The 24,358-nt window shown below is 66.1% G+C and carries 23 protein-coding genes; 9 read left to right on the forward strand and 14 right to left on the reverse strand.

What is annotated here, in order from left to right; genetic code table 11:
• Positions 1 to 56: 56 nt before the first annotated feature.
• Positions 57 to 866 (forward strand): SAM-dependent methyltransferase, encoded by an 810-nt coding sequence (locus tag AB0N05_RS27785; protein WP_364699012.1) that lies wholly within the window; start codon positions 57 to 59, stop codon positions 864 to 866.
• A gap of 27 nt (positions 867 to 893) precedes the next feature.
• A complete protein-coding gene (locus tag AB0N05_RS27790) occupies positions 894 to 2,162 on the forward strand; it encodes a sensor domain-containing diguanylate cyclase (protein WP_364699014.1) in 1,269 nt (422 codons plus the stop codon).
• Between the two features lie 18 nt (positions 2,163 to 2,180).
• On the opposite strand, the gene AB0N05_RS27795 is transcribed toward AB0N05_RS27790, so the two are convergent.
• On the reverse strand, positions 2,181 to 2,972 hold the full coding sequence (locus AB0N05_RS27795) for a 3-oxo-5-alpha-steroid 4-dehydrogenase (RefSeq protein ID WP_364699016.1): 792 nt from the start codon (positions 2,970 to 2,972) through the stop codon (positions 2,181 to 2,183).
• Positions 2,973 to 3,096: 124 nt separating this feature from the next.
• Here AB0N05_RS27795 and AB0N05_RS27800 point away from each other — a divergent pair, with 124 nt between their 5' ends.
• Positions 3,097 to 4,098, forward strand: coding sequence for a hypothetical protein (locus tag AB0N05_RS27800; RefSeq protein ID WP_364699018.1), 1,002 nt, complete (start codon positions 3,097 to 3,099; stop codon positions 4,096 to 4,098).
• Between the two features lie 15 nt (positions 4,099 to 4,113).
• Here the strand turns inward: AB0N05_RS27800 and AB0N05_RS27805 are convergent, their stop codons facing one another.
• Positions 4,114 to 5,583, reverse strand: a complete 1,470-nt coding sequence (locus AB0N05_RS27805; RefSeq protein ID WP_364699020.1) for a cytochrome P450 — start codon at positions 5,581 to 5,583, stop codon at positions 4,114 to 4,116.
• Between the two features lie 91 nt (positions 5,584 to 5,674).
• Between AB0N05_RS27805 and AB0N05_RS27810 the strand changes: the two genes are divergently transcribed.
• On the forward strand, positions 5,675 to 6,322 hold the full coding sequence (locus AB0N05_RS27810) for a TetR/AcrR family transcriptional regulator (protein WP_364699022.1): 648 nt from the start codon (positions 5,675 to 5,677) through the stop codon (positions 6,320 to 6,322).
• A gap of 8 nt (positions 6,323 to 6,330) precedes the next feature.
• On the opposite strand, the gene AB0N05_RS27815 is transcribed toward AB0N05_RS27810, so the two are convergent.
• The 3 genes from AB0N05_RS27815 to AB0N05_RS27825 all read right to left on the reverse strand — a co-directional run bounded on the left by AB0N05_RS27815 (position 6,331) and on the right by AB0N05_RS27825 (position 9,458).
• Complete coding sequence (locus AB0N05_RS27815; protein ID WP_364699024.1) at positions 6,331 to 7,638, reverse strand: NAD(P)/FAD-dependent oxidoreductase; 1,308 nt, start codon at positions 7,636 to 7,638, stop codon at positions 6,331 to 6,333.
• A 21-nt stretch (positions 7,639 to 7,659) separates the two neighbouring features.
• Positions 7,660 to 8,523 carry an SDR family oxidoreductase gene (locus AB0N05_RS27820; protein WP_364699026.1) on the reverse strand — a complete coding sequence of 288 codons (864 nt, stop codon included), beginning with the start codon at positions 8,521 to 8,523 and terminating at the stop codon, positions 7,660 to 7,662.
• An 83-nt stretch (positions 8,524 to 8,606) separates the two neighbouring features.
• Positions 8,607 to 9,458, reverse strand: coding sequence for a hypothetical protein (locus AB0N05_RS27825; RefSeq protein WP_364699028.1), 852 nt, complete (start codon positions 9,456 to 9,458; stop codon positions 8,607 to 8,609).
• A gap of 71 nt (positions 9,459 to 9,529) precedes the next feature.
• Here AB0N05_RS27825 and AB0N05_RS27830 point away from each other — a divergent pair, with 71 nt between their 5' ends.
• Positions 9,530 to 10,528 (forward strand): pyridoxal-phosphate dependent enzyme, encoded by a 999-nt coding sequence (locus tag AB0N05_RS27830; RefSeq protein WP_364699030.1) that lies wholly within the window; start codon positions 9,530 to 9,532, stop codon positions 10,526 to 10,528.
• A 174-nt stretch (positions 10,529 to 10,702) separates the two neighbouring features.
• The gene (locus tag AB0N05_RS27835; protein ID WP_364699032.1) at positions 10,703 to 11,608 is read left to right on the forward strand and encodes an aminoglycoside phosphotransferase family protein; all 906 of its coding nucleotides are present in this window, start codon (positions 10,703 to 10,705) and stop codon (positions 11,606 to 11,608) included.
• A 364-nt stretch (positions 11,609 to 11,972) separates the two neighbouring features.
• On the opposite strand, the gene AB0N05_RS27840 is transcribed toward AB0N05_RS27835, so the two are convergent.
• Entirely contained in the window at positions 11,973 to 12,770 is a 798-nt protein-coding gene (locus AB0N05_RS27840; RefSeq protein WP_364699034.1) for an SDR family oxidoreductase, read from the reverse strand.
• Positions 12,771 to 12,900: 130 nt separating this feature from the next.
• Between AB0N05_RS27840 and AB0N05_RS27845 the strand changes: the two genes are divergently transcribed.
• Positions 12,901 to 13,752, forward strand: a complete 852-nt coding sequence (locus tag AB0N05_RS27845) for an NAD-dependent protein deacetylase (protein WP_364699036.1) — start codon at positions 12,901 to 12,903, stop codon at positions 13,750 to 13,752.
• On the opposite strand, the gene AB0N05_RS27850 is transcribed toward AB0N05_RS27845, so the two are convergent.
• The gene (locus tag AB0N05_RS27850) at positions 13,739 to 15,205 is read right to left on the reverse strand and encodes an alpha/beta hydrolase (protein ID WP_364699038.1); all 1,467 of its coding nucleotides are present in this window, start codon (positions 15,203 to 15,205) and stop codon (positions 13,739 to 13,741) included. The two genes, AB0N05_RS27845 and AB0N05_RS27850, sit on opposite strands and share 14 nt — an antisense overlap.
• Before the next feature lie 103 nt (positions 15,206 to 15,308).
• On the opposite strand from AB0N05_RS27850, the gene AB0N05_RS27855 reads away from it, so the two are divergent.
• On the forward strand, positions 15,309 to 15,452 hold the full coding sequence (locus tag AB0N05_RS27855; RefSeq protein ID WP_364699040.1) for a hypothetical protein: 144 nt from the start codon (positions 15,309 to 15,311) through the stop codon (positions 15,450 to 15,452).
• A gap of 91 nt (positions 15,453 to 15,543) precedes the next feature.
• Complete coding sequence (locus tag AB0N05_RS27860; RefSeq protein WP_364699042.1) at positions 15,544 to 16,410, forward strand: SDR family NAD(P)-dependent oxidoreductase; 867 nt, start codon at positions 15,544 to 15,546, stop codon at positions 16,408 to 16,410.
• 8 nt (positions 16,411 to 16,418) lie between these two features.
• On the opposite strand, the gene AB0N05_RS27865 is transcribed toward AB0N05_RS27860, so the two are convergent.
• The 7 genes from AB0N05_RS27865 to AB0N05_RS27895 all read right to left on the reverse strand — a co-directional run bounded on the left by AB0N05_RS27865 (position 16,419) and on the right by AB0N05_RS27895 (position 24,347).
• Positions 16,419 to 17,630, reverse strand: coding sequence for an acetyl-CoA acetyltransferase (locus AB0N05_RS27865; RefSeq protein ID WP_364699044.1), 1,212 nt, complete (start codon positions 17,628 to 17,630; stop codon positions 16,419 to 16,421).
• 26 nt (positions 17,631 to 17,656) lie between these two features.
• On the reverse strand, positions 17,657 to 19,378 hold the full coding sequence (locus AB0N05_RS27870) for a class I adenylate-forming enzyme family protein (RefSeq protein ID WP_364699046.1): 1,722 nt from the start codon (positions 19,376 to 19,378) through the stop codon (positions 17,657 to 17,659).
• A gap of 29 nt (positions 19,379 to 19,407) precedes the next feature.
• Complete coding sequence (locus AB0N05_RS27875) at positions 19,408 to 20,040, reverse strand: hypothetical protein (protein ID WP_364699048.1); 633 nt, start codon at positions 20,038 to 20,040, stop codon at positions 19,408 to 19,410.
• 74 nt (positions 20,041 to 20,114) lie between these two features.
• Positions 20,115 to 21,503, reverse strand: a complete 1,389-nt coding sequence (tnpB, locus tag AB0N05_RS27880) for an IS607 family element RNA-guided endonuclease TnpB (RefSeq protein WP_364699050.1) — start codon at positions 21,501 to 21,503, stop codon at positions 20,115 to 20,117.
• Positions 21,500 to 21,694, reverse strand: a complete 195-nt coding sequence (locus AB0N05_RS27885; protein WP_364699052.1) for a hypothetical protein — start codon at positions 21,692 to 21,694, stop codon at positions 21,500 to 21,502. The genes tnpB and AB0N05_RS27885 overlap by 4 nt, the downstream gene beginning before the upstream one ends.
• A gap of 160 nt (positions 21,695 to 21,854) precedes the next feature.
• Positions 21,855 to 23,315 (reverse strand): carotenoid oxygenase family protein, encoded by a 1,461-nt coding sequence (locus AB0N05_RS27890; RefSeq protein WP_364699054.1) that lies wholly within the window; start codon positions 23,313 to 23,315, stop codon positions 21,855 to 21,857.
• A gap of 93 nt (positions 23,316 to 23,408) precedes the next feature.
• Complete coding sequence (locus tag AB0N05_RS27895; RefSeq protein ID WP_364699056.1) at positions 23,409 to 24,347, reverse strand: helix-turn-helix domain-containing protein; 939 nt, start codon at positions 24,345 to 24,347, stop codon at positions 23,409 to 23,411.
• Positions 24,348 to 24,358 lie beyond the last annotated feature (11 nt).

A 24,358-nucleotide genomic window follows, 5' to 3' on the forward strand; every position in this document is an offset into this window, starting at 1 on the left:
AACGGCGGCTAACATTCGCAGCGGCGGGGACTGATCGTTTCGCAGGAGGGTTTCGAATGGACAGACCGGTATGGGCTCCAGACGGCGTGGACATGACACAGGCGAGCCCGGCTCGCATGTACGACGCCCTGCTGGGCGGTTCACATAACTTCGAGATCGACCGCCAGGCCGCCGAGACGGGCAAGCTGCTGGTACCGGATCTGCCCCGGTTGGCCTTGAGCAATCGGGCCTTCCTGCGCCGCGCGGTACGGTTCCTGGCGGAGTCGGGCGTGCGGCAGTTCCTGGATATCGGCTCCGGCATTCCAACCGCCGGAAATGTCCACGAGATCGTGCAGGAGATCGCCCCGGACGCCCGGGTGCTCTACGTGGATATCGACCCGGTGGCGGTCGCGCACGCGCGGGCCATTCTGACCGGAAATGACAAGGCGCACGCCATCGAGGCGGACCTGCGCAAACCGGCCGATCTGCTCGAGCAGGTGCGCGCCACCGGTCTCATCGATTTCGAGCAGCCGGTGGGCGTGCTGCTCATCGCGGTGCTGCACCTGCTCGCCGATGCCGACGAGCCCGCGTCCGCCGTGGCGCAATTGCACGCGGCCGTGCCGCCGGGTAGCTATGTGGCCATCTCCCATCTCACCTCGGCCACTCGCCCGCACGACGCCGCCAAGCTCGGCGCGAATTCCGCCAATGTCTCCAAGGTCGGCATCCAATTCCGCGATCGCGAATCCATTACCGCCTTCTTCGACGGCTGGGAGCTGGTCGAACCCGGTGTGGTGGAATTGCCGCTGTGGCGACCGGAGTCCGATCGCGACCAGCACGAGGTACCCGGCCGTTCGCTAGGACTCGCGGGCGTCGGCCGCAAGGCCTGACACGCGAACCGGGCAGGGGGTGAGGTGGTGGCAGACGAGCTGGCGGTCCGATGGGCCGCCATGCTGGAGGGCGCGGTAGCGCCGACGCTCACCCGCGCCCAAGTGGAGGACCTGCTCGACGGTTTCGGCGAGCGCCTGATCGCGGCGGTGCGCGGCAATGGCGAGCTCTGGGTGGCGCGCGATGCCGCCGCCGCCCTCGTCGCCGCGAATTATCGCGATCCGCTCGCCGTGCACCGCTCGGTGCTGGTGTTGTGCAAGGACCTCGTCAAGACAGTCTGCCCGGACCCGAATAGTCCGGAATACGAACATGTCCGGGATCGCGCGATCGAACTGGCGGCCGTCTTCGCCGCCGAATTCACCGCGGGCCTGCGCATTGCCGCACTGGCCGAGCAGGAAACCACCCTCACCGCCGCACTCACCGCGGTCCGCGAGGCCGAGGCCCGACGGCAGTTGTCGGAGGCCAGGTTCCAGGCCATTTTCGAGGGCGCGTCGGTGGGCATCGGCACCGTCGACATCACCACCGGGCAGGTGGTGGACGTGAACAATGCGATGGCCGAGGTGCTCGGGGTGCCCGCCGACGCCATGCCGGGTCGGTCGGTGGCCGATATTCTCGGCCCGGCCAATATCGGTGACGCCTTCTCCATGTTCCAGAACCTGCTCACCGGTGCGATCGACCGGTTCCGCATGGAGACCACCCACACCATGCCGGATGGCCGGATCACCATTATCGACCTGTCCATGACGGTGGTCCGCGACCTCGAGGGCAATCCGCGGTTTCTCATCGGAGTCACGGTGGATGTCACCGAGCGCAAGCAGCTGGCCGATCAGCTCTGGCATGACGCCCACCACGATTCGCTCACCGGGCTGCCGAACCGGCTGCTGTTCTTCGATCGGCTCACCGCGTCCACCGGTCAGGTGGGCGTCTGCTATCTGGATCTGGACGGGTTCAAGGAGATCAATGACCGGCGCGGCCACACCGCGGGCGATCGGGTGCTCTGCGATGTGGCCGATCGGCTGCGCAAGGCGCTGCCGCCGAATGCCGTGGTGGCGCGGCTCGGCGGTGACGAGTTCATCGTGCTGGTCGAAAACTGTTCGGGCCTGGCGGAATTGCGGGCGGTGGCGGACAAGCTGCTGAGCGCCCTGGCGGATCCGTTCGATGTGGCGGGGCTGTCGGTGACGGTCGGAGCGAGTATCGGCACCGCGCTGGTGGATACCGATTCGACCGCCATCGACGAGCTCATGCACGCGGTGGACACCGCGATGTATCGCGATAAGGCCGCCCGGCAGGGGCGCTAGATCACGAAGGGCACGGCGCTAGATCACGAAGGGCACCAGGGCTTTCCGCTCCACCGGGTAGTCGGCGAACTTCTCCCGGTACCACGTATGGGTGGCAAAGGCGCGCGGCACCAGATTGCCGAAGGTGATCAGGAAGATGACCACGCCGGGCAGCGCCCAGGTGAGAATCGCGAATCCGGCCCAGGCGAGCAGCTCACCCAGGTAGGTCGGGCTGGTGACGAACTTGAAGCCGAGGCCGAAGGGAATCTTGTATTCCGTTGCGCCCGGGTTGTTCTTATCGCGAAGATTGCGAACAATCCGCTCGGAGCTGACCAGCAACCCGAAACCGCAGAGGTAGATCACCAGTCCGATCAGGAATCTCGGATCGGTGAGCCAGTCGGTGCCATACTGCCCCAGGTAGTCGTGACTGAACAGCGCACCGTTCAGATACCCGTGCAGCGTCGTGACCAGCATGCCCATCCCCAGCACGGAAACATTGAAACTGGTTTGTTTCCCAGGCACTTGGCGAATCGACAGGGGGAAGAACCATCCCCGATTGCCGTAGTGCAGAATCCAGATGGCCGCCAGCACCAGCGAAGTCGGCTCGAACCGCTGCGGACCGCTGAGGTACGCGACCGCGAACACCACGGTGGCTGGAATCTCCATCAGCCACCAGCCGAGCTTCGGATTCAGATTGAGCCCGAGCTTGGCGGTGGCGAATCGGCCGTACGGGCTCTGCCCGAACAGCCCGCCGACCAGTACGAACGCCGCGAAAGCGAAGGCGATCGTCAAGACGGTGTCGTAAACGGTGTTACCGGTGTACCAGTTCATTCACGGTCCTTCAGCAAGAAAACTAGAACAGGTTCTACCACGGCGAGCATGCCGTCCGATAGCCATTGCCCGGCATCGGTTGTAACCGACCGGTAGTTTGGCTAGATGCCTGGAGGGAGGCAACGTGGGTGCAGAGGGTTGGGATGTACTTCTGAAATGGATGCCGTTCTTCCTCGAAGACGAGGAGGCCGAGCGGACGGGGCTCGAGTGGAATCCGCGGTTCATCCAGGTACGCGACGAGGGCATCGGGCGGCATGTGCATTTCGCGCAGCAGGGCAGCGATGTCGAGGTGGTGCTCGCGGTGCCGGAGGATACCGCCGATGCCGATCGGCTCCTGACGGTGATTCGGGCGCAGCCGGACGGGATATGGGATCCGGTGCCCCTGGTCCTGGAATCCGATGCGGCAGCACCGGATCCGCAATATCGGGCCGTGCAGCGGGTGCGGGAACAGCCGCAGTTGGCACGGGAGTGGAGTTCAGGATGGCCGCGCCGGACCGGCATCGATCAGCGGCGCGCGATCGCCGACTCGGTGGTGGCGGTGCTGCGGCACGGACTGGCCATGGACTGCGATCGACTGCGCTTCACCGCGTGGAGTCTGGACGCGCCGGAGAAGGGCACGTACGGGCTGGCCGGTGATCGCCCGACCGAGCGCGGCGCGCCCGCATTGTGCGATGACTGGGACGATTTCGAGGCGCGGCTGGCCTGGGCGCTGACCACGCTGCCCTGGGACGGCGTGATCAATATCAGTACGCCCCATCCGGGTCCGGATCCGTGCTTCGTGCAGTTCCTGCATGGCAGGCGGCTGTTCAATGAGGCCAGCGGATGGGATGTGGCGGGGCTCGGGTCGGGCGAATTCGACAGGCGCATGCGGGATCTCGGCTGGAGCTTCGCGCCGCACAGCGTGCCGGGCGGGGCCGCGCTCATCTGGGAGGGGCCGGTGGCACAGGCGGGGTACAACCCCCAGTTGCGGGGTGCGCCGCAGCGGACGGTGGCCACCTTCCGGGATGTGTTCGCGGTGCGGCATCCGCAGGATCTGGTGTTCCGCGCATTCCGGAATGGACGGCGGCGGGACCCCGAATTGCATTATCTCGATGTGGAACTCGGGGTGCCGCGCGATGTCAGGTGACGTTGCTCGAAGAACTCACAGGCGCTCCAAGCGGACGGGTAGTCCGTCGGCGGGTTTGGGGCCGGTACCCAGGACCAGCGGGACCTCGTAGTCCTCCGGCACGGACCAGCGATAGTTCAGCAGCATGCGGTGCAGGACCGCCTTCACCGTCATGCCGCCGAAGTACCGGCCGATGCACTTGTGCGCGCCGCCGCCGAACGCGGGCCAGGCGAAACGGTGCGACTTGTCCTCCGCGCGTGCGGGATCGAAGCGTTCCGGGTCGAAGACATCCGGATCATGCCAGTAGTCCTCGGTGCGCATCATGCCGTGCGACCCCATCACGACGAGAGTCCCGGCCGGGATGTAATAGCCGAGAATATCTGTGTCCGCGATGGTTTCGCGGATCTGACCGGCGACGGGTGCGTACATCCGCAGGGCCTCCCTGAAGGCCAGGTCCAGGCTCGGCAGACGGTCCAGATCGGCGTAGTCGAGGGCCGGTTTACCCAGAGCCAGCGATTCCGCGCGCAGCCGCTCCTGCCAGTGCGGATTGCGGGCGAGTTCGTAGGCCAGCATCGAGATGGTGATGGTGCTGGTGTCGTGCGCGGCCATCATCACGAAGATCATGTGGTGCACGATGTCGGCGTCGGTGAAGGATTCGCCGTCCTCGGTCTCGGCGTGGCAGAGCACGCTGAACAGGTCGTCACCGGTTCCGGCGCGCTTCTTGGGCAGCTCGCGGCGGAAGTACTCCTCCAGGATTCGGCGGCCTCGGATGCCCCGATGCCATACGCCGCCCGGCAGATTGGTGCGGAGTACGGCTTGCCCGCCGCGCACCGCATCCTCGAAGGCATGGGCCAGGCGGGTGCCCTCCGGGCCGAGTTCGGCTCCGGCGAATACCTCGGTGGCCTGTTCCAGGAGTAGTTCCTTGACGCGGTCGTAGAGGCGGAATTCGGTGCCCGGTTGCCAGGCGTCGATGCTGCGGACTATGCGCGGCGTGGTGAGATCCAGATAGCCGATGAGCCGCGAGCGGGTGAAGGCCTGCTGGAGGATGCGGCGGTGGTAGGCGTGCTCCTCGAAGTCGCGCAGCAGGATTCCGCCGCGGAAGAACGGGCCGATCACGAATTCCCAGCCGCGTTGCGCGGAGAGCACCTTCTTGCGGTCCAGCAGGAATTCCTCCATGGCCGCCGGGCTGCCGAGGCCCACCACTTGGCGGCCGAACCCGCCCATCCATTGCACCGGGCCGTACATCTGCATTCGCTTGCGCGCGAAGGGAAGTGGATCCGCGAAGCTGCTCATCATGTGGCCGACGACGGGCGGCCCGAAATCTCCCATGATGGGTTTGAGTCCGCTGCCGGGCGGCGGTAGTGCCAGCGGGCGTGGCGCGGACGGGTACCGCTCCAGCGCTCGCGCGGCCCGGACCTGGATCCGGTGGCTGAGTAACTCGCGCAGATGCGAGTCCCGGAGAGCACTGGCCAACCGGAAATCGCTGGGCACAAGGAGATTCATCATTGGTCTCCGATCGGAACGCCTGCCTCCACGATATAGGAAACCAATGTTTCCGTATACGTTTGTTTCCCGATTTCTGTGCGAAGCTTGCAGAGTGACGCGGGCTATCAATGGGACCTATCGCGGCACCACGACCGGCGAGCGACGCGAACAGCGTCGGCGCAGGCTCCTGGATGCCGCGCTGGACATTGTTGGCACCCAGGGACTCTCCGCGCTCACCGTGCGCGGGGTATGCGAGCTGGCGAAAGTGGGGCCGCGGTTCTTCTACGAGGCGTTCCCGGATCTGGACGCCTTGGCCGCCGCGCTGCTGGACGAGGTGCAGGGTGAGGCCTTGGACTCCGCGCGCACCGCAATGACCGACACGCAGGGCACTCCCGAGGAGAAGATCCGCGCGGGCGTGGCGGCATTGATCATCGCGGTCACCGACGATCCGCGGCGCGCCAATATCGCCTTCGCACAGGCCTATGGCAGCGAGGCGCTGATGCGGCGGCGGTTCGAGGGCATGCGCGAGGTCGCGCAGGTGATCATCGATCAGACTCGCGTGATTCTCGAGCTGCCCGAGGGCGAGGACACGGCGCTGAACGCATTGGCGCAGTTGATCACCGGCGGAGCCGCGGAGTTGATCCTGGTGTGGATCAATGGCGGGCTGAAGGTGGAGCGGCCGGTCCTGATCAGCATTGTCGAGGATTTCGTGGTGGCCATGGTGGACCGGCTGCCCGGGATGGCCGAGCAGCTCGACTGATCACTGCCTCAGGAACGGCGACCCGCCGCACTGTGGACGATCTCCTCGACCACGATCTTGGCGGTTTCGGCGCAGGCGGTGATGCCGCCATTGGCGTATTCCTTGACGGCGTCGCCGACATTCCACAGGTTCGGGATCGGCGTGCCGTGCGGCAGGTCGTAGCCGGAGACGGCGCGTTGCGGTGGCCAGTCGTCGCGCGTCACCTCGATGGACAGGATGCGGGCCTGTTCGAAACCGGCGATCTCCTCGCGCAGATCCTGCAGGACCAGGGCGGTTTCGGCATCGGCGTCGAAATCGCCGACCGAGGGTTTGGGTACGCCGGAGCCGACGTAGAGATGCCAGCCTTCGGGTGCCATCTCGGGACAGGTGGCCGTGAAGTTGGCGATGTAGCAGAGGCGGCGGGTGCGGGCGAAGCTGAGCAGTCCGGGGGCCTTGATCAAGGGCTTCTCGCTCGCGAAATTGACCGAGATCATGCCGCAGGGCAGATCGCCCTGGAGTACGGTGCCGACGTAGTCCGAGGGAAAGTGCTCCGGGCCGATCAGGTCCAGCGTCGCCGACGGTCCGACATCGCTGACCGCGAAAGCGCAAGTGACGTCTACTGTTTCATCGCCTCGCTTGATGCGCGCGCCGGTGATGCGGCCATCCTCGACGAGCAGCCGCTCCACTTCGCTGTTCAGCCACACCGCTCCCCCGGTGCGTTCCACGACCTCCGCCAGTGCCTTCCAGATGCCGATGGTGCCTTCCGGACAGAAGCCGAATCGCTTGAACGCCGACTTGCGCGTGAAGTAGGTCAGGAACACGCGCGCGGGCAGTTCCTCCGAGCCGACCGCGAAGATGGATCCGCACATATTGCGGAAGATCCCCTGCACCGCATCGTTCTTCGTGTACCTACGCACCCAGTCGGCGGTGGATAGTTCCCGATCGGGCAGCCCGCTTTCCTCGCGGGCGGCCCCTATGCCCTTTACCAGCGAGGCCCCGTGCCGGGTGAGCTGGGAAATCAATAGTCCCCAGCCGCCGCTGGCGACATCCACGTCCCGGCCATTGATCCGGTACAGAATCGGCGGATCCGCCGGGCGCACTTCGAATTTCGCGCCCACCTCTTCGAAGGTCTGCTCGGTGATGCCGCCCAGTTCGACGACCACGGCCCCCTTATTGATTGTGAATCCGTCGAGTTCTTCGGTGGAGGCGCGGCCGCCGACCCGATCCAGGCGTTCTACCACCAGGGTTCGGTAGCCGTGGTGCGAGAGCCGGGCGGCGGCGCAGAGACCGCCCACCCCGGCGCCGACAACCAGTGCGTCCCAATTGTTCTCGCTCATGGCGAGCTCCTCGAGAGGGGCTCAGCCCGCGGGGTTCACCCCGGGCTGGGCGTCGGACATATCGGTGATACGACTCCAATTGTCCCGCACCTCGTCGATGCTGGGGACCTCCGGAAATTGCACCGGCTTATTCGCGAAGAGCTGCACACGCTGCACGGATCCGCCGCCGACGATCAGTATCGAACCGGAGTCGGTGCATTCCTCGCTCATGAGGTGGCCGACGATCGGGGCGACATGCTCGGGCGGCAGGTGTTCCAGCATTTCGGCGGGGGCGATATCGCTGGTCATGCGGGTGGCGGCCATCGGGGCCACGGCATTGACCTTGATGTCGTATTTGCGGCCCTCGATGGCCAGGGTGTTCATCAGGCCGACCAGTCCGAGTTTGGCCGCACCGTAATTGGCCTGGCCGAAATTGCCGAACAGGCCGGACGTAGAGGTGGCCATGACCACTCGGCCGAAGCCTTGTTCGCGGAAGTGGGGCCAGGCGGCGTGGGTGACGTGGTACGCGCCGAACAGGTGCACGCGCAGCACTATCTCCCAGACGTCGGGGGTCATTTTCGCGAAGCTCGTATCGCGCAGGATTCCGGCATTGTTGACGACGCCGTGCACCGTGCCGAATTCGTTCACGGCCGTGGCCACGAGCGACTGCGCGCCTTCCTCGGTGGCGACACTGTCGTAATTCGCCACCGCCGTGCCGCCCGCCGCGCGAATCTCGGCGACCACGGTATCGGCCATGGCGGTGCCACTGCCGGTGCCGTCACGGGCCCCACCAAGGTCATTGACCACGACCAATGCGCCCTCCGCGGCCAGCAGCCGCGCGTATTCGCGGCCCAGGCCACCGCCCGCTCCGGTGACGATGATGACTCGATCGGTTACACCAGGCATGGAATCTCCCTGCGGTAGTTCGCGTTTCAGTACAACTGTCGCAGCCTCCGGGTGGTCCTCGAGAGGAATTCGCACACTCGCTCTCAGCAGTGGACTCCTGTGATGGCGAAACGCTCCACTTCCGCGGTGTGGCCGCCGGTGGAAACGGCGACGGTGAGGGTGCCCGGGCAGGAGGCGGCGAAGGGGACGCTGCCCGACCACGGGGACTGCTCGCCCCCTGCGGGAATGCCCGGAATCTCGCCGACCGGTTGGTCATGGCCGAGCTGGTGGACGCGGACGCGCAAGCTCTCGTCGACGCCGGTGACGTGACCGCCGACGGGGAGCGGGGAGGTGACCAGCGTGCCGTAGCGGGGTGCGGTGAAGGTGAGCGTGCGGTCCTCGGTGCCGACCACCTCCCAGGGGGCATCGTCACCGGTGCTTATGCGGACCAAATGTAGGACGGCGGCCGGGCTGGCGACGCCGTTCGGCAGGTTGAAACCGACTGTCACCCAAGACTGTTCGGCCTTGGTGTTGGTGAGCAGCACGCGGTCGATATCGCTGTAGCCGAGGTAGGTCTGGGTGAAGTTCAGCGCGACCGTGGCGGGATCCAGATGCCAGGGCTGGTGTCCGCCATCGCGATAGGACTGTTGCCAGGTTGCGGCATCGGCGGCGTCGGCGAAGGGCCAGAGCGGCTGGTAGGCGAACTGGCCGGGTGCCGGGGTGGCGCTCGTAGAGGTTATCGGGCCGGTGGGGGTTGTGGTCGGCAGTGCGGTGGGTCGGCCACTCGGCTCGGTCGCGGTCGGGGCGGGGGCCGTGCTCGTGCTGTCCGTGCTGTTGTCTTCTCTTACTCCGAAGTACACGGTGGCGGCTATGGCCAGCACTATCGCCGCGGCTATTACCACCAGCGCATACACCCTTCGCCGGGGACGGCCCGGCGGATCCGAATTCGAGGTCATGTTCCAGAATGCCCCCTCTGCGGTCTCCTACGCTCGTCACGGGACTGGACAGTCGATATATGTTGGGTGAGGTGACACCGCATCTGCATGAGCTCCATCCCGAACTCGCGGGCACCCTCCCGCATCTCGCACTGGGAACGAGCCCGACACCGGTGCGACCTATGACCGCACTGGATACCGCAGGCGTGGACATCTGGCTGAAGGATGACGGGGCGTTCGGCGACGGCGGGTGGGGCGGGAACAAGGTCCGCAAACTCGAATGGCTGCTGCCCGATGCGCTGCGGCAGGGGCGCACGACCATCGTGACAGTGGGCGGGCTGGGCACCAATTGGGGGCTGGCGACCGCACTGTACGGACGCGAACAGGGCTTGAAAACCGTTCTGGCACTGATAGATCAGCCGGTAGACGAGCATGTGAGCCAGCAGTTGAAGCGCTTACGGGACTCGGGTGCGGAATTGCACTTCACGCGAACCAAGGCCCGCACGATCCTGCGTGCGCCATTCATCCTGGCCCGAAACTTCTCCGGTCGGCGGCCACCATATTTCCTGCCCGCGGGCGGGTCCTCACCGGTCGGGGCCCTCGGATATGTCGAGGCCGCACTGGAATTGGCCGCCCAGGTGCGGGCGGGCGACCTACCCGAGCCCACGCATATCGTCACGGCCGTCGGATCCGGTGGAACCGTGGCGGGGTTGTCACTCGGCTTGCGGCTGGCCGGATTGCCCACGCGGGTGGTCGGCGTCGTCGTGAACGAAACTCTACGACTGGACGAACCCACCCTGTCCCGTCTAGCCGGGCGCACCGCCCGTTTGCTACGCGATCGTGGTGCCCGACTGCCCGAAACCCTCTCCCCCACCGGCAATCTCGAAATGGTCACCGACTACCTCGGCCCGGGATACGGCCACCCAACCCCAGAAGCCACCACCGCCCAAACTCTTTCATCCAACCTGGAACACCTCACCCTGGAACCGGTCTACACCGCCAAGGCCATGGCCGCCCTCCTCGATATGAACGCCCAGGGCCGCTTCGGCACCGGCCCCGTGCTCTTCCTCAATACCAACGGCCCCCGCTGACATACCTATCAGCCCGCGACGCGGGTTCGTAGGGAAAGTTGGAATCGGTAGTGGGCCGAAGATCAACGGCACGAGGCTATCTCGGGCCGTTGACGTCCGCATCCATTGCGTGCGGACAATGGCGACCAAAAATGTTCGTGCCTGGATTTCTTCGTATGACTAGCGTGTGCTGGCGTGATCGACATTCGCATACCCGCCGGACTGATCGAGTCGCAGTTCACGTATGCGGGTGAGGCGGGCCGCGCTTTCATCGCAGCGCTGCCCGCACGCGTGGAGGAGTTCCTCCAGCGGTGGCAGCTGCGGGTCGATGGTCCCCCGATGCACGGCATGGCCGCGCTCGTCCTGCCGGTAGTGCAGTCCGATGGCGGGTCTGCTGTGGTCAAGTTCCAGCACTTGGACGAGGAGACTGCAGGAGAGCCCGATGCGATGCGGATATGGGGCGGCAACGGCGCTGCGCGCCTTCTCGACTACGACGATCAGACGGGGACGCTGCTGCTCGAGCGTCTCGACTCGGGCCGAATGTTATCGACAATGTGCGATCGGGGGACCGCGGAAACGCGGCAGGCAGTGCTCATAATCGCCGAACTGCTTGCCCGGCTCACCGCTGTGCCGGCACCTGAGGGCATGCGGCGCCTCGGTGATATCGCGGCGCGGATGGTGGCGGATCTCCCGGAAGCACTCGCGGTAATCGTTGACCCGGTGGAGCGTTCACTCCTGGACCAGTGTGGGGGTGCGGTGCGCGAGGTCATGGGCGAACCCGGTGAGCGGCTGCTGCATTGGGACCTACATTACGAAAACGTGCTCGCCTCGGAACGTGAACCCTGGCTGGCCATCGACCCGAAGCCGCTTGCCGGGGATCCCGGTTTCGAACTCTTTCCTGCCATCGACAACTGTTTCGACCCCGCTGACGTGCTCTGGCGCTTCGACGCGATGACCGACGTCCTCGAACTCGACCGGGAGCGGGCAAAGGCATGGACCCTGGGACGGGTATTGCAGAACTCCCTCTGGGAGATCCAGGACAACCGCCCCCTGGTGCCAAACCACCTGGAGGTAGCACGACAGTTGTTGAAAGCTCGGTGAGCAGACCACCCACCGGCAGGCTGGGCACCAACTGTGGGCTGACAACCGCAGCTGGATTCGTAATCGATGATGCTGTAGGCCCCCTGCACGACGGCCAGAACCGACAGTTCCGAAGATCAACGGCCCGAGGCTATCTCGGGCCGTTGGCGTCCCCACGGAAGGTCCGGAACTGCCGAGGTCCGGATTACCGGCCTATTCATGCACTAACCTCTGTTGCCGGTCAGTTTTCTGACTTTTCATGGGTCTAAGTGCATGTTCAGGCCGGACGCGATCGCTGCTGTGCCTTCCGAACGCGACATCCTGTCATGCCGCAAGGCGCGCGGTTCGACCAGGCGTGACCAACGGTTCACGCTGACAGCGTGATTCAGGCGTGCGTCGGGGTGGCGAGCTTGGTGGACAGGAATTCCTCCCAGGTCTGCTTTCCGACGGCGCGATCCAGGGCCAGGTTGGCACCCGCCGCGTAGGCGCGCGCCGCCTTGCCCGGGGCCTTCAGCGTGATGATGGGGCGCTTCTTGCCTACCGCAGTCAGGTAGCTGCGGACAAGTTCCTTCATTGTGTAGACCGACGGACCGGCGATGTCCGGGACCAGTCCGGCGGGCTCGCTCAGGGTGAGCTCCACCAGACGCCGCGCTACCTCGACGGCCGCGATCGGCTGGAAGCGGAAGTTGAAGGCGGGGGCGATGGGCAGCTTGGCCATGGCCGACACCATGGTGAACAGGAGTTCGTGGAACTGGCTGGCGCGCAGGGTGGTCCATGGCAGGCCCGACTGCTCGACTACGAGCTCGGCGTCGCGCTTGGAAGCCATGTAGCCCATGACCATGCGGTCCAGGGCGCTTTCGACCGGCACTCGCTCCGCGCCGACGACCGAGATGTAGATCAGGTGCGGGGCGCCTGCGGCTTTAGCTGCCGTGACCAGGGTTTGGGCCTTTTCGCCGTCGCCCTTCTGGCCTCCGGCCAGGTGCAGAATCGTGTCGGCCCCGGCGACCGCCGCCGTGACGCCCTCACCGGTTTGCAAGTCCCCGGCCACGTATTCGATGCCGTCGGCCCCTTCGCGTGCCGTCCGGCTCAGCACCCGCACGTGCACGCCCGCCTCGAGCAGCAGCGGCGTGACCAGCTTGCCCAGGGTGCCCGTGCCGCCGGTGACCAGAACCGTCTTCGTCATGACAATCTCCTTTGTCGTTCAGCGCTCGGTGCCTGTTCCGACGCTGTTGTAAGGAGGACGAAGCCCGCCCGCCGACTGTGACACGGTGTGAGCGGGCGCACAGCCGCCCCCGCCTCGTACCCTGGTGCCCATGCCCGCTTCCACTCCACCCCCGCTCCCGGAGCCGGAGCTGAATCGCCTGCTCGAGCTGATTTCCGGGCGTCGCGTCGCGGTGCTCACGGGTGCGGGCATCTCCACCGACAGCGGCATTCCGGACTACCGAAGCCCGGAGGCTCCGCCGCGCAATCCGATGACCTATCAGCAGTTCGTCGGCGATCCCGTGTTCCGGCAGCGGTATTGGGCGCGCAACCACATCGGCTGGCGGCGCATGGATGCGGCGCGGCCCAATCCTGGGCATCGAGCGCTCGCGCAGCTGGAACGAACCGGAGTGGTGACGGGCGTGATCACCCAGAATGTCGACCTCCTGCACACCAAAGCCGGACAGCGCTCAGTGATCGACCTGCACGGCGTCTATGCCCGGGTGCGCTGCCTGAACTGTGATGCCGTGATCTCGCGTATGACTCTCGCCGAGCGTCTGGAGGCCGCCAATCCGGGCTTCGCGGACGACGCGATCGTCACCGGTATCGAGGTCGCGCCCGATGCCGACGCGGTCATCACCGATACCGAGAGCTTCCGCATGGTCGATTGCGCGGACTGCGGCGGCATGCTCAAGCCGGACATTGTGTACTTTGGCGAAACCGTCCCCAAGGATCGGGTGACGGCCGCCTTCGAAACCGTCGAGGCCGCAGAGGTTCTTCTGGTGGCCGGGTCTTCTCTCACTGTTATGTCCGGACTCCGATTTGCCCGGCGCGCAGCCAAAACCGGGCGCGCGGTGGTGATTGTGAATCGCGGGCACACACGAGCCGACGCCTTGGCCACTATGGCCATCGACGCCGGCTGCTCGCCTGTGCTCGAAGCCCTTGCGGGGGCTATCGGCACGTGATGTCCTCGGCGGGGCGGGTGCCGTCCAGGAGGAACGTTTCGACTGCGGCATTCGCGCATGTGCTGGGTGATGGGTATGCGCCGTGACCGCCGGCGTCGACGGAGACCATGCGGGCGCGGGTACCGAAGGCTTCGCGCAATTTCAGTGCTCCGCTGTAGGGCGTGGCTGGGTCGCGCAGGTTTTGGATGAGCAGGATGTTCGACGGGCCGTGGGAATCTACGACTGTGCGTGGGACTGGCTGGTAGGGCCAGAAGGCGCAGGGGGGCACGGTTTTTGGCATTCCGGCAGTGAGGGGGTAGTGGGCTCGGTTCTCGGTCACCGCGGCGGCGTAGTCGGGGATTGATGTCGGCCAGGCGACGTCATTGCAGAGGGTTGCGACGAGGACTGCGGTCAATGGCTGAGCGATTGCCTCGGGCGGGCCGGGCCTAGCGGCGGGGAGAGTCGTGGATCGGTCGGCGGCATTGATTACCTGGGCTAGGTAGGGGAAGCTCTTGTCGCTGTAGAGGCTGTCGAGCATAAGTTGGCGTAATCCATTGCCGCTCAGGGACGAGAGGTCAGCGCCTGGCCAGGACAGGGGGTCGCGATCGAGGCGTGCGGCGAGAGTGAGGAATTCGCTGCGGACTGCCTCCGGAGTGTCCGCGACACGGTCAGGATTATCGGGTGTGGAGGCCCAGCGGGCGAAGTCTGGGAAGCGGTCTTCGGCTCCGACGCTGTAGATCGCCATCCAGTTACGTTGGACGTAGTCCGGATTGGGGTCGTCATTGCTGTCGACCAGGATTCGGTCGGTGCGGTCCGCGAACAGGGTTGAGTACACCGAGAGTACGTAGGTGCCGTAGGACTCGCCCCATGCGGAGATTTTCTGCTCACCCAGTGCTTCTCGAATCCGGTCGATGTCCCGGGCCTCGGTGCGGGTGCTGATGGAGCGCACCAGATCGCCGCCGTTCTTGACGCAGTTGTCGGCGATGCGTTGCTGGCGTGGGATATTCGAGGAAATGCTACCGGCGGCGTCCGGCCAGCCTCGCAGTCGCTCCAGAACCAGATCGTCCTTCGCGATACGGCAATTGGCGGGGGTGCTCGCGCCGAGTCCGCGTGGGTCGAATCCGATCAGGTCGTAGGTATCCCGGACCACGGAGGGCAGTTCGGCGCCGTCGGTGGAAGGCAGATCCAGGCCGGAACCACCCGGGCCACCGGGCACCAGCAGGAGCACCCCGTGCCGGGATTCCGGGTGTTGGCTGCGAAGCCGGGAGATCGCGATGGAAATCTGTTCTCCGTCAAGCTTTTCGTAGTCGAGTGGGACCGAGATCGTCGCGCACTCCTGGCGCGGATCGAGGCCGGTGCCCTGGCAGGTGGACCACTGCACCGCCGACGCGGACGACGTCTGGCAGGCCGTCACGAATGATGCGGCCACAGCGGTGAGGGTCATTAGCAGTCCGAGACGAGCTGTTCGCTTCACCGGGATGACGTTATGGACGTGGGATGCTCGGGGGCGTCACCCTGCGGTGCCAACGCCGGATCACTCCGAGGGACTATTTTCGTTCCGCTAACAGGCGAAGATAGTGTGCGACCGGCTCGAGCGTGACCAGGCCGGTGCCCGCGCCTGCCAGTTCAGCGGCGGCGGGGAGCAATCGGTCGTGGATGCGGTCGGCGAGGGAGCGCTCACCGAGGTCGTCCGAGCCCTCCGATCCCTCCTCGATCGTTGAACGGTTGCCCCTCGAATCATCTTGGGGCACCGCATCACTCACTGAGACGCCGCACGCGCCGCACGTTCGAACCGCACCTAGATTCGTAACCATGTACCGAATCGGCGAGTTGACGCACCTCATCAAGCACAACCTCGACACTCAGGTGAGCCTGTCCCGGCTGCGGCGGCGGCACACCCTCGAGGACCGGGTGGCGGGGCGGACCGTGCTGATCACCGGGGCGTCTTCCGGGATCGGGCGGGCGGCGGCGGTCCAGATCGGGGCGGCGGGCGCTACGGTCGCGCTCGTCGCCAGGCGGGAGACGGAGCTGCGCGAGGTTGCCGCGGAGATCGAGGCGCAGGGCGGTAAGGCCGCGGTGTATCCCTGCGACCTCAGTGATTACGAGGCCCTCGACGCCATGGCGGCGCAGGTACTGGCCGACCATGGCGGCGTGGACATTCTGGTCAATAATGCGGGCCGGTCCATTCGGCGGCGGCTCGAGGAAACCTATGAGCGCTTCCACGACTACGAGCGCACCATGGTGTTGAACTACTTCGCACCGACCCGGCTCATGCTCGCCCTTCTTCCTGGCATGCGGGAACGCCGCAGCGGGCAGGTCGTCACCGTGCTGTCGCTGTCCGTGCTGTCCGGTGGACCGGGCTATAGCGCGTATGTGGCATCGAAGGCCGCGCTCGACTCGGTCACCGCCAACTGGCAGATCGAAACCCTCACGGAGAATGTGCGATTCACGTCGGTGTACATGCCGCTGGTGCGCACCGCCATGGTCGACCCGAACCCGATCTATCGCGATGCGGTCGCGCTCACTCCGGAGCAGGCCGGGCAGGCCATCTGCGATGCGATCATCGATCGGCCGCGCCGTCTCGGCCCGGTGCTGGGCCGCCTGGTGGCAGTGCTGGACCACGCCCTCCCGGACCGGATGGATGCCGAGCGGCACAACCTCTTCACGCGGGGGATTTGATCCGGCGATCAGCGCACTGACTCGACTATGAAACTGGCTGTGGTAGTGGTGCTTCCGCCGATATTGAGGGTGGCGTAGCGGGTGGCGTTCGGGACTTGGTAGTCGCCCGCCTGGCCGGTCACCTGTTTGTAGGCGTCGAGAAGCATGCGGACGCCGGTTGCGCCCACCGGGTGACCGATGCCGATGAGGCCGCCGCCGGGGTTGATGGGAAGTGTTCCGGTGCGGGATATTTCGCCGGATTCGATGGCTTTCCAGCTTTCGCCGGGGGCGGTGAGGCCGAGGTGGTCGATCGCCATGTACTCGGACATGGAGAAGCAGTCGTGGACTTCGATCCCGTGTACGTCGTGGATGTCGGTGAGGCCCGCACGGGAGAGGGCGTCCAGAACGGTGCCACGGACGTGGGGGAAGACATAGGGGTCGGTGGCGGAGGCCTGGAGTTTCCGGTCGAGGGGTAGGCCGACCGTGCGGTGGCCCCAACCGGTGATAGTCGCGGAGCGAATATCCTTGCGGCCCTCAATGTATCGGTCCGAGACCAACAGCAGGGCGGCAGCCCCGTCGGTCATCTGGCTGCAATCCTGGCGGCGGAGGCGGCCCACGACGGGTGGATTGGCGGTGTCGTCGTCGGTGAAGCTGTCAGGGGTGTACGTCCACTTGCGGGTCTGGGCATACGGATTCAGCCGCGCATTCGTGATATTCAGTTCGCTGATCGCGCGCAGGTGTGCCGCGTCCAGGCCGTAACGGCGGTCGTATTCGTCGGCGAGGGCGGCGAACATGGTGGGCCACACCAGGTCCGTATCCTGGGCTTCGTGGCCGGTCCAGGCGGCCGCGCCCATGTAGCTGGCGGCCTGACCGCCCGGGACGGTCTTCTCCAGCTCCGCGCCGAGCACCAGCGCGCAGTCGTAGCGCCCGGATTCGAGGTCGGACATGGCGGCGAGAACGGCCATGCTGCCCGAGGCGCAGGCCGCCTCGTGACGGGTGGCGGGGGTACCCCACAGCTCGGGGAACACGGTGGCGGGCATACCGCCGAGGTGACCCTGACCGGTGAAGAGCTGACCGAAGGCATTGCCTACGTGGATGACTCCGATATCGGCGGCATCGATGCGGGTGGCCTCGAGCGCCTCCTCGATGGCGGTGCGGACGAGGGCATCGAATTCGAGACCGGCGCGATTCCAGTTGATCGCGAAATCGGTTTGGCTGCCGCCGAGAATGTGGACGGACACTGGGACTCCTGACAATCGTTGGTGAATCAGAGGCGGGCGCGCAGCTCGCGGCGCAATAACTTCCCGACCGGGTTGCGGGGCAGCGTATGAGTGATCTCCAGGCGCTCCGGAAGTTTGAACGAGGCGACCTCTCGCGCCCGCAGATGTGCGACCAGATCGCCCAGGGTGACGCTGGCATTCGGCTTGGGAACTACGAAGGCACAGCACTTTTCGCCCAGCACCGGGTCCGGGTAGCCGACTATGGCCACGTCGGAGACGGCCGGATGATCGGCGAGCAGGCCCTCGATCTCGGCGGGTGCGATGTTCATGCCGCCGCGAATAATGATCTCCTTCAGCCGATCCACGAATCGCAGGTAGCGGCCGCCCTCACCACACAGTTCGAAAACGTCTCCGCTGCATAGGTATCCCTCCTCGTCGAAGGGATCAGCGGTGGCCGTTCCGGGGAGATATCCACCGAAGACAGCGGGTCCGCGGGTGCGAAGTTCGCCGCGGCCACCGAGTTCGGTCACCGTCTCCCCGGTTATGACGTCGACCAGCTTCACCGCGGTGCGCTCGGCCAGGCTGGTGGACCAGCGCACCCCGGCCGCACCGTAGTGCGGCAGATACTGAGCCCGCACCGTCGGATCGGGGATATCCGCCGGTGCGCCGAGCAGGCTCACACCCTCATTTGATCCGAAGAAGTTGAGCACCGCGATGCCGAGCTCCTCCTGCCAGCGCCGCACCACCGGCGGCGGCAGCGGCCCGCCACCGGAGCCGACGATGCGCAGGGAGGTGAGATCGGCTTGTGCACGCAGGGTTTCGTTCTGCAACAGCATGGTCAGTAGGGCAGGCGGCATGGCGGCGTACGTCACGCGATGATGGGCGATCTGGCCGAAGAACACCGGCAGGTCCAGCGGGTGATGCTGGACCAGATGCCCACCCGCCAGCAGCCAGGGCAGGAATGAACCCGCGAATCCTGCCATGTTCACCATGGGAAAGGGGTTGAGCAGCACCGAATCCGGCGTGATGCCGAGCCCGTCCTGCACGCCGCGCGCCGTCGCCAGCCAGTCGCCATGGCAGCGCGGGACACCCTTGGGCGCAGCCTCGGTGCCGCTGGTCCAGCAGATGGTGACGCGGTCATTGACGGTGACCTGGAGCGCGGACTCATAGTCACGCACCTGATTACGGGCTCCAGCGTCGACGGGAGAGCCCACTGCCACCGCGTCCGGCGGTACACCCGGGCCGAAGGCGAATACGATCCGAGCCCCATTCGCGACCTCGAGGGCTTCGCGCACCGGCTTGCGATCCGACAACACGCCGACGGTGATGATGGCATCGGCAGCGGTGGCCGCCACGATCCCGGACAGTTCATGCCGCCGGAACGACGCGGGCATGGGCGTGGCCACCGCGCCGAGCCGCCACAGCGCGAGGTAGGTGGCGGTGAGCGCAATCGAATTCGGTAGCAGCACGGCGACGGTCGAGCCCTGGTGGATGCCATGGGCGAGCATGACGGCGGCGATATCGGTGACGTGCTCGTCGAGTTCCCGCCAGCTGAGTGTGCGGGGTAGCGCGCCGGTCAGGTCGGTCAGATTGGCCGGATCGGTGAGGGCGGCCGCATCGGGAGCTTCGGCCACGCGTGCGCGGAAGATGTCCGGAATGGTTTCCGGCTCCCACCAACCGCGATCGAGGTAGTCGCGCACAGTCGCTTCCGGGTGGCAGGTGGGCACCGCATGGGCGGAAGTCGAAGCGGAAGTGGATGATTCGTCCATCGGAACCCCTGTGGGTCGTAGTTCTGGTTTCAAGACGTGCGGCGCAACACCAGGGCGGAGCCCAGGCCGAGCGCGGCCGGAATGGTGATCAACGCGTGTTCGCCATCGGTGCGGCGCAGCGCGTCCAGGGCTTGGGCGATCAGGATTCCGCCGGTCGCACCGAGCGGATGGCCGACCGCGACCGCACCGCCCGAAGGATTCACCCGCGCCGGGTCCAGCCCCAGCTCGCGCGTGAGCAGCAGCGGTGTGACGGCGAAGGATTCATTCACCTCGATAATGTCCAGGTCGGCGGCCGTGATGCCCGCCCGGCGCAGGGCCAGGCGTGCCGCGGTGAGGGAAGCCGTCAGCAGCGGGGAGCGGACCGCCGCCTGCGCGGTGCCCACGATCTTCGCCAGCGGCGATCTACCCAATGTGCTTCGTGCCGCACGGTTGCCCAGCAGCACCGCCGAGGCCCCATCGGCGAGCTGAGGGGCGGTGGCAATGGTGTGCAACCCTTGCGCCGGATGCGGGGCACCGGGCAGCCGCCGCGCCACTCGCTCCCAGGACGGGTCCGCCCCGAACAGCGCGGGAAGGTCCGCGAAGGCGTCCTCGGTGGCATCCGGCCGAGCGCCCTCATCGGCGGCGGCCAGAAATAACGTCCCACCCTTGCACATCGGAATCATCGACTCGGAAACGATTGCGGCAGCGCCTCTTCGATGTGGGCACCGCGACATGGATTCCACCGTTGCATTGAGTATCAGTGATTCTCAGTGCATTCGGGTGTTACCGCCCGAAGCTCCCTGTGCCACGAGGGTTCATGGCCGTCGGGTAGACGGTTCACCGGTGATTGCCCACGGATGGGTCTTACCTCACCTCCGCGTCCACGTTTGACCTCACCCAGCCACTCCGGGAAGAGGATGCCTATCTGATGGGCGAGGTTGCGGGCGGCATTGAGGTCTCGATCCAGGACCAGCCCACACCATTCACACACGAACATTCGCTCGGCGAGCGAGAGTTTGGCTTTCACTCTCGCGCACCTCGAACAGGTTTTACTCGACGGATACCAGCGATCGGCCACCGCGAACACCGTCGCGCGCCAACGGGTTTTGTATTCGAGTTGGCGCAGCAGTTCACCGAACCCGCAGTCGGCGATCGCCCGCGCCAAGCGCGTATTGCGCAGCATTCCCGCCACATTCAGGTCCTCTACCCCGATTGCCCCATAGGTTCGGGCCAGGGCGGTGGTGAGTTTGTGGAGCCCGTCCCCGCGCGCGTCCGCGATCTGGTGGTGGGTGCGGTTACGGGCGGCGTTGGCTCGATGCCACCGGTTCGAGCCTGCGAACCCGGTGCGACGATCCGGGCCTTGTCGGCGGGAGACCCGCCGCGATTGGCCCCGGAGCCGAGACAACTCGCCCGACAGGTGTTTCGGGTTCGGATGCTCGACCCCGTCGGAGGTGACCGCGAGGGTCTTCACCCCCAGATCCACCCCAACCGCCGACCGAGGTTTGCTCACCACGCGCTCGGTGCGTTCGACCTCGCAGGTGAACACCACGAACCAGCGGCCGCGTTGTCTTTTGATCGTGGCGGCCAGGATGCGGGCGGTCCCGGCCTCGATCCGACGTGCGAGTTTGCGGGTGGATTCGTGGGTTTTAACCCGCCCGATCACCGGCAACACCACATGGGTGCGCCCGTCCACACCGATCGCGCCGGTGGTGAACCGGACCGAGGGCAGGTGCCCGGACCTCTTGGATTTGAAGCGCGGGAACCCCACCTTCGGCCCCTTGCGTTTCCCGGACTTGGACTCCCGCCAGTTCTTCAATCCCGCGGCCACGTCCGCACACGCGGACGAGTACGCCTCCTTCGAATAATCGGCCCACCACACACGCCCGGTCGCACGGTTGACCGCGGCGACATGCTTGCGCTCGTTCCAGATTTTGCGCAGACCGTAGGCGGACCAGTTCACGGTCGGGGTCAGCTCGGTGGGGTCGATGCCGTAGGACACCTCGGCACCACGCTGATCCATCACATTTTTCACCACCCCGAGCATGTGATTGAACACGAACCGGGCCGCACAACAATGCTCGTACAGGGCGGTCTCGGCCGTAGCGTTCGGATCCAGGGCGTACTTGTAGGCGCAGCTGACCTTCATCGCCCCGGCCCCGGCTCGGCGACGGGGCCGATCCCCGCGCGGGCCTGGTTCGCCGCCGATGTGGGCCCCCGGTGCGGCACCGACGGATTCGCGGTGTCCCCAGTGGCCAGGATCGAGACCATCGAGTGCACGCGCGGCAATCCTCGTCCCGGCCCGTGGCTGGCGGTGCCACCATCAGCGGAATCGATCATGCGTTCGAAGATATCGAGTCTCGCTGCGACACAACAGTTCCTCAACGAGACACGCCGAGGGAATATGTGGCAATCGGCCTCGGCGACGAGGGGGCGTCGTAGTCCTGCCAGTACGGGAGGCTCACGCTGAGGTGGGGATGGGGCACGGGCGCAACCTGATTCAGGAGAGGGGCTGGGCGGCGGAGCGCATGCGGTCGCCGCTTACCCAGGTGGCGTGGAAGCCGAGGGGGACACGGACGGGGAGGCCCAGGCGGCAGGTGGGGCCGTCGATGAGGTTGGCGGCGTCGTAGATCCAGACTTCGGCCAGGTCGGTGCGGCAGTTGTGGACGAAGAGGGTGAGCCAGGCATCGTCTTCCGAGGTGCCACCGGGGCGGGGGACGACCGTGAGTTCGCTGCCGTACATGCCGTCGCCGAAGGGGGCGGTTTCCTTTGCGCCGGTGCGGATGTCGTATTTGACGATGGCGTCGAAGATCATGGTCCGGTCCACGGACAGGCGCATGTGGTACGAGTAGCGGCCCTGGTGGCCGGTGCGGCCCAGGTCGATGGCCGGGAATTCGGTGTTCACGTCGTCCATCACCTCTTCGGTGGTGGAGCCGGTGCGCAGGTTGAAGCGGTACTTGTGCAGTTTCGCCTCGGGGCGCAGATAGGCGAGCAGCTGCGCCAAGGGGTGTGCGCGATCGGAAACGGGGCTCGGCTCGGAGACCCGGCACACGACCATGACGATTTCCTCGCCCTCTTCCCACGAGTTCACCGTGTGGTAGATGTAGCCGGGCTCCCCCTCGAACCATTTCGCTTGTGCGCCATCGCCATAACGCGGCAGGACGGCGAAGCGGCTGGGGAGACTGCGGTCAAAATGGATCTTGAAGCGCCCGGCCGCGGCCGCGCGCGGATCGTTGTACAGCGGGAGATCCATGAGGACCGAATGGTTCTCGGTGATCGCCATATCGTGCGGAAGCCGCGGACCGGGCAGTTCCAGGCCTGTGAAGTGGGTGACGGTCCCGGTCGGGTCGGCGACGCCGTAGCGCAGGTACGGGGCATTGATGCCGTAGTCGAAGAAGAGGAATTCCTCGGTGCGCTCATCCACCTTGGCGTGGGCCGAAACCTCGCCCGGCAGTGTGCCGTTGAAGGTGTCGACGCCGCGGGTCTCCAGGCTGATCGGGTCGATCGCGTACGGCTTGCCCGCGCGGTACCACAGGGCGAGCAGGTTCCCGTGGTGGTAGAGGACATCGGTATTGGCGGAGTTGCGCTCGCGCCGATCCCCGGCCGGATTCCCGTCCCAGGGCTCGATCACGCCGCGCCACAAGGCGGTTCCGGCGGCCTGTTCGGCCTCGAATTCGGCGGTGCGCACGAACCTATTGCGGTAGGTGGCGCGTCCGTTCTCGAAGTGGACGGCGTGCAGCATGCCGTCGCCGTCGAACCAGTGGTAGCGGCCGAGCGGCGCGAATTGCGGATTGGGTCCATTGCGCACGTACACGCCGTCGAGGTCGACGGGCAGTTCGCCGTGCAGCACGGTCAGATCGGTGGCGGTGATCTCGGCGGCGGTCGCGGCGTACGGGCCTTCGAGGTACGGATTGGTCAGCGCCGCCGCGGCCGGTGCGATGAGTTCTTCATTGAGCGGCATTACGAGCCTCCAGCGGCCGGGCTTTGCTCGCCCGGCGAATTTCACTACAGTTAATGAAGTGATACGCGTCTCAGTGGAGGCTGTCAAGGCGGGTCAGTCGAGCGGCTCCCGCGCGAACGACTCGAACCGCACGTCCCGGCGGCCGAGTTCGGCATCGCAGCCACGGCAGCGAAGCGCCGGGTTCAGGACCGCACCGCAGTCCCGATGCCGAATGCGCAGACCGGGTTCCGGGCTTTCCGGGTGCGCGTGATCGGCCCAGGCCAGCAGAAAGGCGAAGACCCCGAACAGGGCTCGCCCGCGCGGCGTCAACCGGTATTCGCGTGAACCGCTCTCGGGTCGATGGAAGATCCCGGCGTCGACCAGCCGGGTCAGTCGCTCGGTCAGCGTGGTGGGCGACATATGCAGCGCCGCACGGAATTCCGAGAATCGCCGCACTCCCGCCAAGGCCAGCCCGGCCACCGAGGCGCTCCATCGATCGCCGATGGCCTCCATGATCTCGTCGAAGCGCGCATCACCTTGAACCGGACCCGTCGCCCGACCGGACCGCCTGCGCCCGGAGGTGATGTGCCACAACGCGTCCCGATCCAGCTCCACATCGGTGTCATGCGCGGCCACGGTCCGCCCGCAGCCCCGGCACATGAGTACCGGCGGACCGCGATGCCCGCACTCCCCGTGCACGAATTCCGGCAGCAAGGCCCATTCGGGCGTCCATTCCCGCTGCCACGACCACACGCAGGTGAGAATCTCCCAGGTCCCCAATCCGAGCCTGGTGAGGCGGTATTCGAACCGATCCGGCGTCCCCGGCAGCGGTGTCCGTTCCAGCACCCCCGCATCGACGAGCGCCGCCAGCCGTGCGGTGAGCACGGCGGGCGGCGCCCCGGTGTGGTCGAGCCATTGGGTGAATCGCCGAGCATGCCCGACGAACGCGTGCCGCAGGATCGTCAGCGTCAATCGATCGCCGAGCAGATCGAAGGTCGCGGCCACGGCGTTCGCGGTGGGCGCCGCCGTCGCGGGCGGGTTCGTCGATTGCACTTCAATAACTG

The organism is Nocardia sp. NPDC051030, from assembly GCF_040683015.1.
Taxonomy (GTDB): Bacteria; Actinomycetota; Actinomycetes; order Mycobacteriales; family Mycobacteriaceae; genus Nocardia.